This window comes from Rhodococcus sp. 1168 (assembly GCF_002091955.1).
Lineage (GTDB): Bacteria > Actinomycetota > Actinomycetes > Mycobacteriales > Mycobacteriaceae > Rhodococcoides.
The window spans coordinates 41,032-58,176 of sequence record NZ_MKKY01000017.1 but is presented as its reverse complement, the minus strand read 5'-3'; the positions used below and the strand labels follow the sequence as shown (position 1 = coordinate 58,176).

Below are 17,145 nucleotides of genomic sequence, written 5' to 3'. Positions count from 1 at the left end.
GGGCAATCTCAAGTGGTCGTTGCAACACAGCTCCTGACCTGAGGAGATGTCGAGCAGATGCCACGACGTGTTGTCCCGAATCGCGCAGAAGTAGTCGCTAAGTTCCATGCCATGCGAGATTCGGGTGCTTCAGTGATCCACGCGTCGGCCGCTGCCGGCGTCAGCCGCACCACCGGCAAGCGGTGGATAGATCAGAAGGCAGGAATCGTCCGCGGGGCCAAACGGGTCCGGCCCGAACCCAGCGGACGATTCCTCTCGCAAGCCGAACGAGAGGAAATCGCGATCGGCACCGCGATGGGACTAACCCAGACCGATATCGCCGACCTGATCGGACGTCACAAGTCCGTCGTCTCCCGCGAACTCAAACGCAACACCAACCTTGGCGGCACCTACCGATCAGTGTCCGCACACCAGCGAGCGGACACACGCGCCCGCCGACCCAAGGCCGCGAAACTCGCCGACCGCAACAGTGAGCTCCGCACAGAAGTCGTCCGCAGACTCCGCAAAAAGTGGTCACCACAACAGATCTCGGCGACACTGAAGATCGACTACCCCGATCGACCGGAGATGCACGTGTCGCACGAAACGATCTACAACGCCATCTACGTCCAAGCCAAAGGCGAACTCAAAGCCGAAGTCGCCGATGCACTACGGACCGGGCGGGCGCATCGCCGCAAACACGGCCGGGTACCCAGCAACGCTCATCACATCCCCGACAAAACGCTGATCTCCGAACGACCCGACGACGTCGAAGACCGCACAGTACCCGGGCACTGGGAAGGCGACCTGATCCTCGGTGCCGGCAACAAATCGGCGATCGGCACCCTCGTCGAGCGCACGTCACGGTTCACCATGCTGCTCCACCTGCCGCACTCGCACAATCTCGACGCCGTCCGAGACGCGATGATCGAGGCAATCCGGTCGATGCCTGCGGTACTCAAACAGTCGGTGACCTGGGATCAAGGTCTCGAAATGCGTCGGCATGCAGAAATCACTATGGCCACCGACATGGCAATCTACTTCTGCGACCCCCACAGTCCCTGGCAGCGCGGAACGAACGAAAACACCAACGGACTCCTGCGGCAATACTTCAAAAAAGGCACCGACCTGTCCGTGCACACCGCCGAACGACTCCAAGCGGTCGCCGCTGAACTCAACGACCGCCCCCGGAAAACACTAGGCTGGAAATCACCAGCAAAAGTGATCAACGAGTTAGTCGTTGCAACAACCACTTGAAACCGCCCAGCTGGTGACTGTGGCGGTCCTCGCCGCGATCGGCGGATGCGAGGCTCAGCTTCGAGCGCACATCCCCGCCACGCTGCGGGCCGGCGCCACCGGCACGGAGATCATCGCAGTGCTCACCCACCTCACCCCGTACGCCGGCATTCCCCGCACACTGAACGCGCTGTACCTGGCCAAAGAGTTGCTGGCCGCGGACACTGACAACGGTGAGGTGACCAGCGAAGACGCACAGGCATTCTGACGGCAGTCTCGGGCGGTAGGTTCGAAACCACGACGTATCAGCTCACTCGGCAATGGTCCGACGATGAATGGGCCGCTGCCGCCGACCGCCTCGCGTCCCGAGCCCTGATCACGCGATCAGACAAGAGCGAGGCGCTCACCGATGACGGGGTTGCACTCGATGCTCACATCGAAGCACGCACCGACGCCCTGGCCTCGGCCATCTGGCGCAACGTTCCCGATGCCGAGGAGCTGATCTCCCGAGTGCGGCCCTACGCCAAAGCTGTGATTGTCGCCGGGATTTCGCCGGGAACGAGGAAACGCGACAAGTAGCGCAGATCGATCATCGGCCGAGTCGATCGTCGACCAGGTCTTTCGCGTCTTTCAGCCCGAGACCGGGATGGTGTTCGCGGAGTAGTTTGATGGCCGGGATCCGACTGTCCGTCGCGCTGATGGCAGCGAGGACATCATCCGCGGGCACCATCGACGGGTCGACGGACTCGACCGCTTCCGAGGTCGGCCGGAGCCAGTCGAGCAGCATGACCGCTGCGAAAACGGCGAACGCGACTGCATACCAGTTGCCGTTCGTCAGCCCGTCGAAGGCCAAGAACGCTGCACAGACCGCGACTACAACCACGACGATGCGCTTGATGATCTTGCGCTGAAGGCTGGACATCGATCGACCTTAGCAAGCGGTCAGGTGGCGTTGGCGACCCAAAAAATAACTGCCCTCGGGAATTGAATCACTCCTGCGCACGTTAGTTGAGTCGAAGACGCTCACCCTTTGTAGGAGGAACTCAATGCCGGCTTACCTGGGACCAGAAGGTCCTCGTCGCATCGATATCAGCCGTCTGATGAGCAGGTCCACCCAGTCCCTCATCGGCGAGGCAGCCACGTTCGCTGCAAATCGCGGCGACGCTGCGCTCGATGCGCTACACGTTCTGCACGTCATGGCGCAGAACGACCCCATCCGCAGCCTGATGCAGCGCGCAGGCGCCCAGCCCGACGCCGTCGTCGACGCCGTCGAACTCCGCCTACCGCAGTCGCGCGCTCAATCCCCTGCCAATGCCACCGGCCTGAGCAGCACCCTCAAGACCGCCATCCTCGAGGCCCATCACATTGCCCAGACACTGGGCTCGACGTACATCGACCCCGAGCATCTCTTCGTGTCCTTCGCAGCCGACCTAGAGCAGATCGCCGGTCGACTGCTCGCCTCGGAGGGCATCACACCCGAAGGGCTGCAGACTGCACTCAAGGGTGGCTCGGTGGCTTCCGATTCGAACTCCGATACCCCGACCCTGGACAAGTACGGCGTCGACCTCACCCAACGCGCTCGCGACGGCGGGATCGACCCCGTCATCGGACGCACCGACGAGATCCAACAAACCATCGAGATCCTCTCACGCCGTACCAAGAACAATCCTGTTCTCGTCGGCGAAGCAGGCGTCGGCAAGACAGCCGTCGTCGAAGGGCTTGCACAACGCATCGTCGACGGCGACGTCCCGGATCGCCTGAACGGCAAGCGAATCGTGCAACTCGACCTGTCGTCCATGGTGGCGGGGACTCGGTACCGCGGTGACTTCGAGGAACGCCTCACCAAAGTGATAGACGAAATCGTCGCGCACAAAGACGAACTCATCGTCTTCATCGACGAGGTCCACACGATCGCCGGGGCAGGCGGTGGCGCAGAAGGTGCCATGGATGCCGGAAACATCCTCAAGCCCAAGCTCGCTCGCGGTGAGCTGCACATCGTCGGTGCAACCACACTCGACGAGTACCGCACCCACATCGAGAAGGATCCGGCTCTGGAACGCCGATTCCAACCCGTCACGGTTCCCGAACCGAGCGTCGAGGACGCTGTTGCGATTCTGACCGGCCTACGGACCCGCTACGAAGAACACCACGGCGTCCGCTACACCGACGATGCGATCACTGCTGCCGTCGAATTATCCGATCGCTACATCGGCGACCGGTTCCTGCCGGACAAGGCGATAGATCTGATCGACCAAGCCGGTGCGCGCATGCAGTTGAGCACCCCGAGCATCGACAAGGATGCGATCGAAGAGCAGCTCGCCGCTTTGGAAGTCGACAAGGCAAAGGCGATCTCCGACGAGGACTACGAACGCGCGTCGCACATCCGCGACGAAGCCGTGAAACTCCAGGGGCGTCTGAACGGCACCAAATCCGACGAAGACGTGCCCGAGGTGACGGCGACCGACATCGCGTTCGTGGTCTCCCGTGCGACGGGTATCCCCGCGAGCCAGATGACTCAGGCAGAAAAGGACCGGCTGCGGTTGCTCGAATCGGAATTGCACGAGCGCGTCGTCGGACAAGATGAGGCCGTCAAGGCGATCTCACGTGCGGTGCGCCGCAGCCGAACCGGCATGAGCGACCCGAACCGACCCGTCGGCAGCTTCTTGTTCCTCGGTCCGACCGGAGTCGGAAAGACCGAGCTCGCAAAGGCATTGGCTGCGTCCCTCTTCGGCGACGAGAAGAAGATGCTGCGGCTGGACATGAGCGAATTCGGCGAACGACACACCGTGAGCCGGCTCGTCGGGGCACCCCCCGGATACGTCGGTTATGGCGAGGCGGGACAGCTGACCGAGCAGGTTCGGCGCAATCCGTATTCGGTAATTCTTCTCGACGAGATCGAGAAGGCACACCCGGATGTGTTCGACACACTGCTTCAGGTGCTCGACGACGGCCGTCTGACCGATGGCCAGGGCCGCACGGTCAACTTCCGCAACACTGTGGTGATCATGACCAGCAACCTGGGGTCGGAATTCATCTCGAGCAAGTCGGGCGGATTGGGCTTCACCACCGGCGCTCAGGACGAGAAGCCGATTCGCGATCGGGTGATGGGACGGTTACGGGAAGCGATGCGGCCCGAGTTCCTCAACCGGATCGACGAAATAGTCGTCTTCCGCAAGCTCGACACCGAGCAGCTGCATACGATCACCGATCTGATGCTTCAGGAGAGCCGAGAGCGTCTGTCTGCCCGGGGTATCGAGATCAAGTTCAGCGATGCGGCCGTCGACTGGCTCGCCTCGAACGGGCATCAACCCGAGTTCGGTGCACGTCCGTTGCGTCGGTCGATCCAACGCTCGCTCGACGACCGTATCGCCGACCTGCTGCTCGACGACGTTCTCACCGAGGGCGGCTCGGTGTCGGTCGACGTCGCCGATGACGAATTGGCCCTGACCGTAGGTTGATTTCACTCTCCCGCCGGTGTTCGAGTAGTCGGTCTACGCGAACACCGGCGGGTTTTGCTATTGACATACGTGGCCGTTTGTCTCATTGTCGATACATGGCGACCGTATTGTCCCCGAAGGCCTCGTACATACCGCCCTCCGGCGCGACTTGGCGCAACCCATTCGGCATGTACTCGGCATTGCGCGATCACGATCCCGTGCACCATGTCGTGCCGACCGGATCGCCCGAAAACGACTACTGGGTACTCACCCGCCACGCCGATGTGTACGCCGCAGCCCGCGATCACGAGGGCTTCTCCTCCGCGGAGGGTCTGACCACCCAGTACGGCGAGCTGGACAAGATCGGCATGCGCGACAACCCTCCGATGGTGATGCAGGACCCACCGCAGCACACCGAGTTTCGGCGTCTCGTCGCCCGCGGGTTCACCCCACGGCAGGTCAACTCCGTCGAGCCGGCCGTCCGCGAATTCGTCATCGAGCGACTGGAAGGGCTCCGCGCCGCCGGCAGCGAAGACATCGTCACGGCGCTGTTCAAACCGCTGCCGAGCATGGTCGTCGCGCACTACCTGGGCGTCCCGGCCGAGGACCGTGACAGATTCGACGGCTGGACCGACTCGATCGTGGCGGCTACGGCAACCGGCGACACCCTCGACGCAGCGGCCGCCGTGGGTGACCTGATGGGTTACTTCGGTGGCTTGATCGAACGCCGTCGAGCAGAGGTCGCAGCCGGACAAGCCGGTGATGACACCATCTCGCACCTGGTCAGCGCGGGGGTCGGCGCGGACGGAGACATCTCCGGACTGCTGTCCATTCTCGGCTTCGCCTTCACCATGGTCACCGGCGGCAACGACACCACGACCGGGATGCTCGGCGGTGCTGTGCAACTGCTGACCCAGCGACTCGACCAGCGCGCGCTGCTGCTCGAGGACCCGTCTCGGATTCCTGACGCCGTCGAGGAACTGCTGCGCCTGACCTCACCGGTGCAGGGCTTGGCCCGCACCACCACACGCGAGGTCACCATCGAGGGCGTCACCATCCCAGCGGGACGGAAGGTTCTGCTGGTCTATGGGTCCGCCAATCGCGACTCGCGTGTCTACGGCCCCGACGCGGAGGAGTTCGACGTGCTGCGTGCTCCACGCCAGATTTTGACCTTCAGCCACGGAGCCCACCACTGCCTCGGCGCAGCCGCTGCCCGGATGCAGGCACGCGTCGCGCTCGAGGAACTGCTGCGGAGATATCCGGACTTCACCGTCGACATCGACGCCGTGGAGTACGCACCCGGCAACTACGTGCGTCGGCCCACCCATGTGCCGTTCGCGGTCCGCTGATGGCAGGACCCGATGCAGCGACCTCACCCTGGCTGCGCGACGAGCGCACCGAGATCGCGGCAGAACGAATCCTGGACGCTGCCGCGGAGCTTTTCGTGGTGCGCGGCGTGGCGACCACCGGCATGGCCGAAATCGCCAAGGCGGCAGGATGTTCGCGGGCAACGCTGTACCGGTACTTCGAGAACCGTCGAGCACTGCACCTGGCGTTCGTACACCGGGAGGCCCGACGGCTCGGCGAGCAGCTGGCGGAGCAGGTCGCCACTATCGACGACCCTCGACGACGCGTCGTCGAGGCAACACTCGGTGCGTTACGAGAGGTACGCGCGACACCGATCCTGGCCGCCTGGTTCGGACTCGGCGATGCAGCCATCGCCTCCGAAATCGCCAACACCTCGGAGGTTATCGAGGTGCTGGGTGCAGAATTGCTCGCCGACGCCGGAACCATTGACCAGCAAGGGCTTTCCCGGCGCGCCCGGTGGCTGGTTCGGGTGATCGTTTCACTGCTCACCGTCCCCGGCTCCGACGAGGCCGACGAGCGCGTCATGATCGAACAGTTCGTGGTGCCGGCCTTGCTGGCACCGTTCTGACCGCATCGCATCGCATCGAGGCAGGGAAAGAGGGAGCAATCGTGAACCGGCAGTCCCAGCAGGCTCTGTTCCTTTTCGCACTCACCTTCGTCCTGATAGCCACCGTCGGTGGTGGTGTCGCTTCGGCGCAGACCACTTGGGGTCCCCTCGCCCCTGCCAACCCATTCCTCGGGCCCGTCGGTACATCCACGATGCATGGCGATGCCGGCTCCTCCGACGCGACACATCTCGCCGGTCCCAGCGGACCGCTCGCGGTGGATTCGCTGCCGTTGGCTGCCGCCTGCCCGACCCTGTTGGAAGGTTCCGACGGGATGGTTCTCGCTCTGTGCACCGCAATCCTCGACCAGACACCGATCGTGCACCTGATCGACACCTCGGTGCTCGGCAGCGGTGCAGCGGCCTCGGTCGCGAACCTCGCACTTCCGAAGGGCAGCCTCCTCGGGGGCGTATATGCCTTCCTGGACAACGCCGATCGACTCGTCGCTGTGGGCGGTGACCGCATGCTCGTCCGAGTGGGACACCACCGGACGCCATTGGGCACCTGGACGCTGACCATCGATCAGTCCGCCGACTTGACCGCGGCAATCCCCAACGGCGACAACGTCACCGGGCTCGTACCGGATTGGCAGGGCAACATTTGGTTCGCCACCGGCGACGGCCGAGTCGGGATCGTGGGCGGCACCGACACCGTTCGAACCCTGCAGCTCCCCCCGGGCGAGCACGTCGCAAACAGCATCTCCAGCTCCACCAACGGGGTTGCGGTAGCCACCACCCACGCGCTCTACCAACTCAGCGCCGACGACGACGCTCCGAAGATCGATTGGCGTGCCTCCTACGATCGCGGCAGCGCTCGCAAGCCCGGCCAGTTGAGCTGGGGTACCGGCTCCACACCGACCTACTTCGGCCCGGCCACTGGAGCCGACTATCTGACCATCGTCGACAACGCCGACACTCAGGTAGCGCTGCAGGTATATCGCGCCTCGACCGGAGAGCTCGTGTGCGCACAACCGGTCCTCACCAGCGGAGGGCCGGGCAGCGAGAATTCACCGATCGGCGTCGGTAACTCGGTATTCGTGGCGAGCACGTATGGATACCCGTATCCCAGGGTGCCCGAGGCCGCCGGCCCCGCGATGCCGGCCACTGCACCCTTCGCCGGAGGGATGACCCGGGTCGACCTCGACAGCTCCGACTGTCACACAGTGTGGGACAACGAGGTGCGTAGCGCGGCCGTGCCGCGCCTGTCCACCGCGGACGGACACCTGTACACCGTGGTCCGACAGGATCTCCCCCTGTCATCTGCCACCACCTCGGTACTGGACGGATTCGAGTACACGTTGATCGATCCGAATACCGGTTCGGTGCTGGATACTGCGCAGTTGCCGGGCTCGGTAGTGAACGACACGCTGCAGACGGCAGGACTCATCACCTCGATGGGCGAGTACCTGCAGGGCACTCTCAGTGGGATCAACCGGGTGCGTTCCCGGTGAAACTTCACGTCCCGATCACCCCTACGACCAGCTGTGCGGCAATCGACGCGCTCGAATTGGAACAACGGGGCACCCTCATCGTGTTGAAACAGAAATGACAACCTACAAAACTGTCAATCCTGCCAACGGCACAACCGTGAAGGAATTCGAGACCCTCGACACTGCCGGTGTCGAGCGAGTGCTCGCCGCTGCACACTCCGGCTACCTGACGTGGAGCACGACGTCGCCGAAACATCGCGCAGAGATCCTGCACAAAGTTGCCGACCTCTATGTCGAACGAGCCGACGAGTTGGCTCGAAGCATCGCCGTCGAGATGGGCAAGCCGCTCGCCCAAGCGAAAGGCGAGGTTCAGCTGTCCTCGGCCATCTACCAGTACTACGCCGACAACGGCCCGACGTTGCTCGAGGACGAGAAACTCGACGTCCCCGGGGCCGAGGAGTCCGTGCTTCAGCGTAAGCCGATCGGTGCGCTCATCGGCGTCATGCCGTGGAACTTCCCGTATTACCAAGTTGCTCGGTTCGCCGGCCCGAACCTGATGCTCGGTAACACCATCCTGCTCAAGCACGCGCCGAACTGTCCGCAGTCGGCTCTGCTCATGGAAGAAATCTTCCAGCAGGCTGGTCTGCCCGCAGATGCGTACATCAACATCTTCGCGAGCAACGAGCAGATCGCAGACATGATTGCCGATCCGCGGGTCCAGGGCGTATCACTCACCGGTAGCGAGCGCGCCGGCACTTCGGTGGGCGAGACAGCCGGACGTAACCTCAAGAAGGTCGTGCTGGAACTGGGAGGTTCGGATGCGTTCATCCTCCTCGACACTGACGACATGGATGCCACCGTCCAATCGGCAACGCGTGCGCGGCTGTCCAACGCCGGTCAGGCGTGCAACTCCGCCAAGCGCCTCATCGTCACCGAGCAGTACTTCGACGAGTTCGTCACCAAGCTGACCGCGTCTTTCGGCGCAACCACCACAGGTGATCCGCTGGATGAGAACACTGTCCTCGGACCGTTGTCCTCGCAGACGGCTGCAGACACACTTATCGAGCAGATCGAGGATGCCGTCGCCAAGGGAGCCACATTGCTCACCGGCGGTAAGAAAATCGACGGACCAGGCGCGTACGTCGAGCCGACACTGTTGACCGATGTCACCCCGGATATGCGCGCGTACAGCGAAGAACTGTTCGGGCCGGCAGGGGTGATCTACAAGGTGAAAGATGCCGAGGAAGCGATCGAGTTGGCCAACTCGTCCGCATATGGGTTGAGTGGCTCGGTGTGGAGCACAGACCTCGACAACGCGCGGACAGTGGCAAACCAACTCGACGTAGGAATGGCCTTCGTCAACGAGCATGGCACCACGCTCCCCGGCCTACCGTTCGGTGGAGTCAAGCGCTCTGGCGTCGGCCGCGAACTGGGCCCGTGGGGCATGGACGAGTTCGTGAACAAGAAGCTGGTTCGTGTCTCGAAAAAGTAGACAATCGATCTGATGGGCCGTGCCGGAATTCAATTCCGGCACGGCTTTTCGCGTTGGTGGACACACACATCGGCGTTCGACACGCCGCAATCGAACCGTCCCCGAAAAGTCGTGTCGTTCGATTGAATGACACGACCAATTAGGTTGCAGCGCGGGATTTTTCGCTTCCACTGCATTCGCCCGCTGCCATCGAGCATGATTCGAGGAGTTCGACGGTCTGCAATGTCGGAGCACACTACTAAGGTGAATTCATAAGGTAAGAACGAACCACATCGGGCACCTCCCGATGGCGGAAACCGTTGCATCCATGGTTTCCGCGTGTGATCAAGGAGGTACCTCTTGTCCGAGGAGCCTGATTTCAATGCCGGACTCGACGCGGCCTGGACCCGATTCGCAGTTCGGCTGGGTTGCTACTTTGCCGCGATGCGCTGCGGCGACAACCTCTCGATCTGCACCACGACTACGCGCGACAGGTTGAGCGAGAACGACCTGTTCCTGACGATCACCGGACGTATCGATGGGTCCGTTCGCGTCGACGTGACGATTCAGCACGCGATCGTTCGAGTGATGACGACTGAAGATCGCATCATGTTGGCGCACGCGGGCTGGGACGGAGTCGACAGCGGCTCCCCCTCCGAGCACCACTCACTCGACTTGTACGTCCTTGCCGCAGCCGAGGACACGGAATTTGCATCGGCCGCGATCACCACCCTGTTGCGCGAGATCCGCGGCGTCACGCATCCATCGTTTCTTGCTGCCTGGGCCGACGGCAGTCCACCGTCCGCAGTCTTCGACACCGAGTCCGCATTGGAAGGCTGGGATGCGCCGACTCCACACGATCTGCTTTCGTCGCAGGTCGACGCGATACTCGACTCGATCATGTTCGTCGAGCCGACAAAGGACGCCGACGGAGACATCGCATTCCCATTCGACTGCGGGACGGCCTACTTGCGAGTGCTGGAAGCCGAACCCGTCGTCGAGCTGTTCATCGCATTCGACGTCGATCCGCAGTGCCGAGCAGCGATGTCGATCACTACGCACCTCGCTCTTTCCTGGCCGGACATCAATTTCCGATTCACCGATGCCACGGTCGTCGCGACCACGAGAATCGACTGCTCACCACTGGTCGAGGAGCACCTCGGGCGAGGGCTCGGGATGTTCGTTCGTTTCATCACCGAGTGCGGCGACGCGTTGGCAGCCAAGCTGCAGGAGCGGTCCGTCGAAGAAAGCATTTTGCCCGGCGAACTGCGGGCGCTGATCTACTCGGACTTGCCTGGCTTGGTGCCCGACTCGCGGCAGGTGGCCTCGGTCTGCGGGCATGACCGACTCACTATCCTGCAATTGCTACAGGCGTGCACGCGCGAGCACCTCTGCTTCGTCGATCTCGCGGATCGGGCCATCGCAGAAGGGAAATCCGATTCGGTACTCCGCCGAAATGCCGAAGCGTGGCGTCGTGCCGAGGAATCGATGCGGGCAGCGTTGCGTTTCGTCGTCGACGGTCCCGGCCACCGAACCGTCGGATCCGGACGACAAACGCGGGCGTTTCCTTCGCACTCCCGCTCGCATGATGATCCGATACGCGACTAGTCTGGATGGAAATACGCAAACCGGACAGCACGACGCAGCGCGAAAGGTTTCATCCATGGCCATCGACTACACCCGCAAGCCCACAACGCCGCCGGAGGCGGCAGTGAGCCTGAGCAAGGTGACCTTGTCCAAGGCCGCACCCACGATCAGCCTGACGAAGTCCGGTGAAAAACAAGGCGCGATGCGCGTCAATCTCAACTGGTCGACCGGCGCGGCCGCACCGCAGCCGAAGAAGAAGGGTTTCCTCGCCAAGCTCGCTGCCGCCTCGTACGGCAGCGGTGGAGTCGACCTCGACCTCGGATGCTTGTACGAACTGGCCGACGGCACCAAGGGTGTCATCCAAGCACTCGGAAAAAGCTTCGGTTCCCTCGAGACAGCTCCCTACATCGCGCTCGACGGCGATGACCGCTCAGGCACTGTGACCGGCGGCGAGAACATGCATATCAACCTCGCGCGGCCGGAGTACTTCAAGCGGATACTGATCTTCGCCATGATCTACGACGGCGCACCCAACTGGGCCGCGGTCGACGGCGTCGTCACCCTCTTCCCCACTACCGGACCCCAGGTAGAGGTTCGGCTCGACTCGGACAACAACTCCGCCCGCATCTGCTCGATCGCACTGCTGGAGAACACCAAGCAGGGCATTACCGTCACCCGCGAGGTCGAGTACATCGAGGGCAGCCAGTCGGACCTGGACAAGAAGTACGGGTGGGGCATGAAGTGGGCAGCAGGACGAAAGTAGCTATCCCACTGTCCCTTTACAAATTCTCTGAGTCAGGTAGCGCCTGAGCGATTCTTCATATCTGCCCCGAAGTAGACGAGCCGTGTCGGGAGAGATATCGACTGCCGCGTCGGTCGCGTTACGTATCGATAGTCACTTCGCCGGCGACCTAAGTTCACGCTTGAGGAGCTTGCCACTTTGATTGCGCGGCAACTCGTCGACGAACACCACGTTCTTGGGAACCTTGAACGGCGCAATCGATCCCTTTACATGGGCGATGAGTGCATCGGCGGTGGCGTCCTGGCCATCCTTGAGCACGACCACGGCGGTGACAGCCTCGATCCACTTCTCGTCGGGGGTACCGATGACGGCGACCTCGGCGACGGCAGGGTGCGTATAGATCGCATCCTCGACCTCACGCGAAGCTACAAGAATACCGCCGGTGTTGATGACGTCTTTGATGCGATCGACGACGGTGACGAAGCCCTCCGCGTCGCGCGTCACCAGGTCTCCGGAGTGAAACCACCCGTCGCGGAATGCATCTGCCGTCGCAACCGGGTTGTCCCAGTAGCCGTCGCACAGCTGCGGCGATCGATACAGCACCTCACCTGGTTCGCCGTCGGGAACGTCGTTACCTTCGGCGTCGACGACACGAGTCTCGACGAAGAACACGGCCCTCCCACATGAAGCCGGCCGGTCCTCGTGCTCCTCGGGTTGCAATACCATTGCCAGCGGCCCGATTTCGGACTGACCGAAGCAGTTGTAGAACTCGATGTTCGGGTACTTCGCGCGTAGTCGGTTGAGAACCGTCACGGGCATGATCGACGCCCCGTACTGGGCTTTGGTCAAGGAGGACAGGTCGCGGGTCTCGAGATCCGGATGGTTGGCGAGCGGGACCCACACCGTGGGTGCCAAGAACAACGAACCGATCCGATCAGCTTCGATCCTCCGCAGAATATCCGGTACGACGGGCTTGCTCATCAGATGTATCGTTGCGCCGACCGACAGGTACGGCAGCGTGAATACATGCATTCCGGCCGAGTGGTAAAGCGGCATCACCACGAGCGGATTGTCGTCTCGGCCGAGACCGAGAGCAATCACCGAGGACACGTACTCGGCTACGAGTGCGCCATGAGACATCATGGCGCCCTTGGGCTTCGACGTCGTTCCAGAGGTGTAGAGGAGCTGCGCGAGATCGCCGGATTCGACGGCGGAGTCGAGTTCGGATGCATCTTCGTCGAACGCCAGATCTACCAAATCGGCAAGGGAGAGAACGACGTCGATGTCGTGTTCATCTCGAACCGACTGCAAGACGTCGGCGAGTTCGGGATCGACCAGCGCGGCGCGCGCCCCCGACTGAACGATGAGGTAACCGAGCTCGTCCCCCACCAACGCATAGTTCACCGGGACGTGAATCAGTCCCGCCCTTGCACACGCCAAGAAACCGACGACATACGCGTCCGAGTTGACTCCGTAGGCTGCAACGCGATCGCCCTTCACCAGTCCTAGAGAGAGTAGGTACCGGGCCACCCGACTGACGGTCTCGTCGAGATGACGGTAGGTAAGGCTACGGCCGTCGAAGACTACGGCTTGGCGGTTCGGGAACCGTGCGGCCGATCGCCGCAGGATGCCATCGACAGTGTTGACGCGCGTACCGGTGCTCATCACGCAAGGTTATAGGACGTCCAAGCAATTTAGTAGGTCTGTGAACCGCTCGCCTGGATGCGTCGGTGCTTCAGCTCCATCGACGGGCATCTGGCCTACAGCCAGGACACGGACTGTAGTTAGATCAGAACCATGAACTCTCCTTCGTTCGATCTCACCCGTTTCGACGTATCGGAGTTGGGTTCGATCTCGGCCCTCTTCGCAGCGAAGGGATTCACCAGCGGTCTGTACGTACTGCACTTCGCGAACAACGAGGCCTACGCGGGCCGATCTCTCGACGTCGCTGCACGTTTCCTCGATGACCGTCGTGAGTGGTCCGATATCGAGTTTCTCGAGTTTGCGTCCTGGCCCGCCGACGATGCCGAACGTGCGCTCGCCGAGATGCAGGAGCTTCTCACCAGGACCACAGTGCTCAGGGCGCGAACGGCGCAGACGTCGGACGCAGTTGCCGGCCCTTCTCCGTTTCCGTCCGATCGCAGTGAGCGCATCACCATCACCGACGGCGCAACGACCACCTCTCGGTCACGCTTCTGGGAGCTGTCCGATCATATTGCGTACCAAGATATTCGGAGCATAGTCGCGGACTACATCAACGCGTCGATCTCCGATCCTGCGAACACTGCGCGCTACCTCTGGAATGTGACGGCGCTACCCTCGACCTCGAAAGCCAAAGGCCGACGGCGACTTCTGACATTGAATTGCGGCAGCCTGGAGACGTTGTTCGTCACCGAATACACCAACGACGACGACGATTCGATCGAGCTGGTCATGACCGTCAATACCGATATTCCGGCCGGCTACTCCGACACTCAACTCGAGTTCGCGAACGATGTAGTCACGGCAGCGCGTGGGGAATACAAGAGCCACGATGTGTGGTCATGGCAGATCGACCTCGGCGCACTGTTGTCAGACGACGCCGAGGTCGACTTCGGGGTAGCCGATGATGTATTCGACGATCTCGCGTACAGCCTCAACACCCGCCTGATGAACCAGAAGGGCTCGCCGTACGCCCGCTATCACAACAACGATCTCGCGAACGATCTTGTTGCCGAGGCGTATCGACAGCTCCTCGACGCCGAGTAGCTCTAGCTGCTGTGAGGCACGAGTACGTGTAACGCCCGGGGCACCGACTCGACTTCGGCGGGCAACCGGCCGACGCGTTCACCATCTGCGTAGGCGTTGATTCCGGGAGAGTCGACCGTGATGGATCGGGCTCGGTAGGTGCTCACCTCGTCCCGCTCGATGTGGGTACCGCGAAATACGGTGGGAAAGAACCGAATAAGCCGCGTCCGCGAACCTGATGCGACAACAGTAATGTCGAGCAGTCCATCGGTTCGATCGGCATCGGGACAGATGAGCATGCCACCGCCGTAGGAGCGGGTGTTGCCGACCGCCACCAGGGTCACGTCTTGTTCGATCACTTCTTTGTCGTCAAGGACGAGACGAAACGGCAACGGCTTCAAGTTCAGGAACTCGGCCACAATGGCAATGTTGTAGCGCATCCGCCCGTGCGGCCAGCGCATCCGATTGGTTCGATCACTCACGAGCGAATCGAATCCGGACGCCATGACGGTGCCGAACCAGCGTTCGGTACCGTCCTGCGTGCGGATACGACCGAGGTCGACATGTTCGGTCCAACCATCGGCAACGATGCCTGCTGCTGCCTCGGGATCGTTTGTGGGCAAATGGTATTCGCGGGCGTGGTCGTTCCCGGTTCCGGCTGGAATGATCCCCAGCGGAACGTCGGTGCCGGCTAGCACCTGCAAGGCAATGGAGATGACGCCGTCGCCACCCACGACGACGAAGGCGTCGGTACCGAGTTCGAGTGCCTCACGCGCCAGGGCCAGTGCATGTGTGCTGTCGATTCCGACGATGGCGTGCACGTCGATCCCCAACTGCTGAAATCGAGTCACGGCGCGACTGGCCGCGTGCGGCGCATTACCGTGCCCGGCTGCGGGGTTGGCCAGAAGCGTGATGCGGCGAATTTCGCGCTGGCGTCGTTCACCTTCCTGGGTCACGGGATCAACTTACCCGGGTTGAGAATGCTCGCGGGGTCCAGTGTTCTCTTCACCGCGCGCAGCACCTCGATGCCGAGGTCGCCGATCTCCTCGGTCATCCATGCCCGGTGGTCTGCACCGACAGCGTGATGGTGAGTGATGGTGCCGCCGTTGTCAACGATCGATTGCGACACAACAGCTTTCACCGTCTGCCACTGCGCGATGGCATCTCCACGCTGACCTGCGACGACCGTGAAGTACAGCGACGCGCCGGTTCGGTACACGTGCGAGATGTGGCACAGGACCAGAGCGGGGGTACCGGTTTCACTCAATGCGGAGGTCAAGACCTCGGTGACGGTCGACTTGAGGTGAAGCAGATTGGACCAGGTCGTGGCGGTTTCGAGGGTCTCGCAGAGTGCGCCCGAGTCGAGAAGCGCATCCCGCAGGTACGGTGCCCCGAACCGACCGTGCTGCCAATCTCGCGCAATATCCTCACCGAGAGATGTTCCACCGTGAGCCTCGAGCAGGTCGCGAGTCTCCGCGTGCCGGCTGGCAGAGTGCGCAGCGGTGCCTTCGAACAGGGTGATCGCCAGACATCCACCGGCGACCTGTTCCCCACCGATCTTGTCCGAGGTGGCGAGATTGACGCCTGTTTCTGCCTCGTCGGACAGCCGAATGACAGTGGGCCCGGCGTCAGTCTGCTCGACCGCGCGCAACGCTGCAGCTCCAGTTGCAAAATCAGGGAAGTTCCAAGCCTCGTACCGCGTGGTGTCGGGAACAGGATGCACCCGCACGCGAACCTGGGTGATGATCCCGAAGATGCCCTCCGAGCCGACGAGAAGCTGACGCAGATCGGGACCCGCCGCCGACGCAGGCGCACGGCCGACATCGAGAACTCCGGCGGGACTAACCATCCGCAGACCTAGAATCATGTCGTCGAACCGGCCGTACCCAGCTGAGTTCTGCCCAGAGGATCGCGTCGCCGCGAATCCCCCGATGGTCGCGAACTCGAAGCTCTGCGGGAAGTGCCCTAGCGAAAAGCCTTTGCTCCGCAACATCTCTTCGGCGTTCGGCCCGGTCACACCAGCGCCGAGCACGGCCTCTCCGGACACCTCGTCGAGCGAGTGGAGTTCGTCGAAGCGTCGCAGATCCATGGACACGACGGCATTGCACTGTCCACGTTCGGGATCGAGACCGCCGACGACGCTGGTGCCCCCACCGAAGGGAACGACCGCCACCCGCGCGGACGAGCAGTAGGCAAGAACGGCAGCGATCTCGTCCTCGGTGGAAGGCGCTAGAACCGCGTCGGGCGCATCCTGCTCGTCGGTGCTTTTACGACGCAGCAGATCCAACGTGGACTTTCCGCCCGCTCGGTACAAGCGGTCGGCGTCGGCCGTACTGATGTGCTCTTCGCCGACGATCTCGGCCAGTGCCGCGCGATCGGTCTCGGTGATTGCGGACGGCCGTAGCAGTGCCTCCTCCACACCGGGACCGTTGTCGTCCGCTTTGTGCACGCCTAGCACCTGCTCGAGCATGGTGGTGATGCTTGCGGAGAGAGGCTTCGCGGCATCCGCGCTTCCCCATGCATTCCACTTCATCGGGGGTAGCGGCAGTCCGCCCGTACGAGAG

14 protein-coding genes are annotated in these 17,145 nt (G+C 62.5%); 10 read left to right on the top strand and 4 right to left on the bottom strand.

The genetic code is table 11. The features are described from left to right. Positions 1-57 precede the first annotated feature (57 nt). Together BJI47_RS00660 and BJI47_RS00655 are read left to right on the top strand one after the other, a co-directional pair. The gene (locus BJI47_RS00660; RefSeq protein ID WP_217808487.1) at positions 58-1,236 is read left to right on the top strand and encodes an IS30 family transposase; all 1,179 of its coding nucleotides are present in this window, start codon (positions 58-60) and stop codon (positions 1,234-1,236) included. Next, entirely contained in the window at positions 1,220-1,483 is a 264-nt protein-coding gene (locus BJI47_RS00655; RefSeq protein ID WP_088941889.1) for a carboxymuconolactone decarboxylase family protein, read from the top strand. Before BJI47_RS00660 ends, BJI47_RS00655 begins: the two co-directional genes overlap by 17 nt. Positions 1,484-1,804: 321 nt before the next feature. Here the strand turns inward: BJI47_RS00655 and BJI47_RS00645 are convergent, their stop codons facing one another. Beyond that, entirely contained in the window at positions 1,805-2,137 is a 333-nt protein-coding gene (locus tag BJI47_RS00645) for a ribosomal protein L7/L12 (protein WP_088941888.1), read from the bottom strand. Positions 2,138-2,261: 124 nt separating this feature from the next. Here BJI47_RS00645 and BJI47_RS00640 point away from each other — a divergent pair, with 124 nt between their 5' ends. From BJI47_RS00640 to BJI47_RS00610, 7 genes are all read left to right on the top strand, one after another. After that, on the top strand, positions 2,262-4,673 hold the full coding sequence (locus tag BJI47_RS00640) for an ATP-dependent Clp protease ATP-binding subunit (RefSeq protein ID WP_088941887.1): 2,412 nt from the start codon (positions 2,262-2,264) through the stop codon (positions 4,671-4,673). Between the two features lie 95 nt (positions 4,674-4,768). Further along, on the top strand, positions 4,769-6,001 hold the full coding sequence (locus tag BJI47_RS00635; RefSeq protein ID WP_088941886.1) for a cytochrome P450: 1,233 nt from the start codon (positions 4,769-4,771) through the stop codon (positions 5,999-6,001). Beyond that, positions 6,001-6,588 (top strand): TetR/AcrR family transcriptional regulator, encoded by a 588-nt coding sequence (locus tag BJI47_RS00630; RefSeq protein ID WP_088941885.1) that lies wholly within the window; start codon positions 6,001-6,003, stop codon positions 6,586-6,588. Before BJI47_RS00635 ends, BJI47_RS00630 begins: the two co-directional genes overlap by 1 nt. A gap of 41 nt (positions 6,589-6,629) precedes the next feature. Further along, complete coding sequence (locus BJI47_RS00625) at positions 6,630-8,075, top strand: hypothetical protein (protein ID WP_088941884.1); 1,446 nt, start codon at positions 6,630-6,632, stop codon at positions 8,073-8,075. A gap of 94 nt (positions 8,076-8,169) precedes the next feature. Continuing rightward, positions 8,170-9,546 (top strand): NAD-dependent succinate-semialdehyde dehydrogenase, encoded by a 1,377-nt coding sequence (locus tag BJI47_RS00620; RefSeq protein ID WP_088941883.1) that lies wholly within the window; start codon positions 8,170-8,172, stop codon positions 9,544-9,546. Positions 9,547-9,885: 339 nt separating this feature from the next. Then, on the top strand, positions 9,886-11,133 hold the full coding sequence (locus BJI47_RS00615; protein ID WP_088941882.1) for a hypothetical protein: 1,248 nt from the start codon (positions 9,886-9,888) through the stop codon (positions 11,131-11,133). Between the two features lie 55 nt (positions 11,134-11,188). After that, positions 11,189-11,875, top strand: coding sequence for a tellurium resistance protein (locus tag BJI47_RS00610; RefSeq protein WP_088941881.1), 687 nt, complete (start codon positions 11,189-11,191; stop codon positions 11,873-11,875). Positions 11,876-12,007: 132 nt separating this feature from the next. On the opposite strand, the gene BJI47_RS00605 is transcribed toward BJI47_RS00610, so the two are convergent. Next, complete coding sequence (locus BJI47_RS00605) at positions 12,008-13,519, bottom strand: acyl-CoA synthetase (RefSeq protein ID WP_088941880.1); 1,512 nt, start codon at positions 13,517-13,519, stop codon at positions 12,008-12,010. Between the two features lie 132 nt (positions 13,520-13,651). Here BJI47_RS00605 and BJI47_RS00600 point away from each other — a divergent pair, with 132 nt between their 5' ends. Further along, positions 13,652-14,602: a hypothetical protein gene (locus BJI47_RS00600; RefSeq protein ID WP_254900314.1), complete on the top strand. Its 951-nt coding sequence runs from the start codon at positions 13,652-13,654 to the stop codon at positions 14,600-14,602. Positions 14,603-14,604: 2 nt separating this feature from the next. Here BJI47_RS00600 and BJI47_RS00595 read toward each other — a convergent pair whose 3' ends face one another. Both BJI47_RS00595 and BJI47_RS00590 read right to left on the bottom strand, forming a co-directional pair. Continuing rightward, positions 14,605-15,537, bottom strand: coding sequence for a diacylglycerol kinase (locus BJI47_RS00595; protein WP_254900313.1), 933 nt, complete (start codon positions 15,535-15,537; stop codon positions 14,605-14,607). Further along, entirely contained in the window at positions 15,534-17,114 is a 1,581-nt protein-coding gene (locus BJI47_RS00590; RefSeq protein ID WP_088941879.1) for an FAD-binding oxidoreductase, read from the bottom strand. Before BJI47_RS00590 ends, BJI47_RS00595 begins: the two co-directional genes overlap by 4 nt. Positions 17,115-17,145 lie beyond the last annotated feature (31 nt).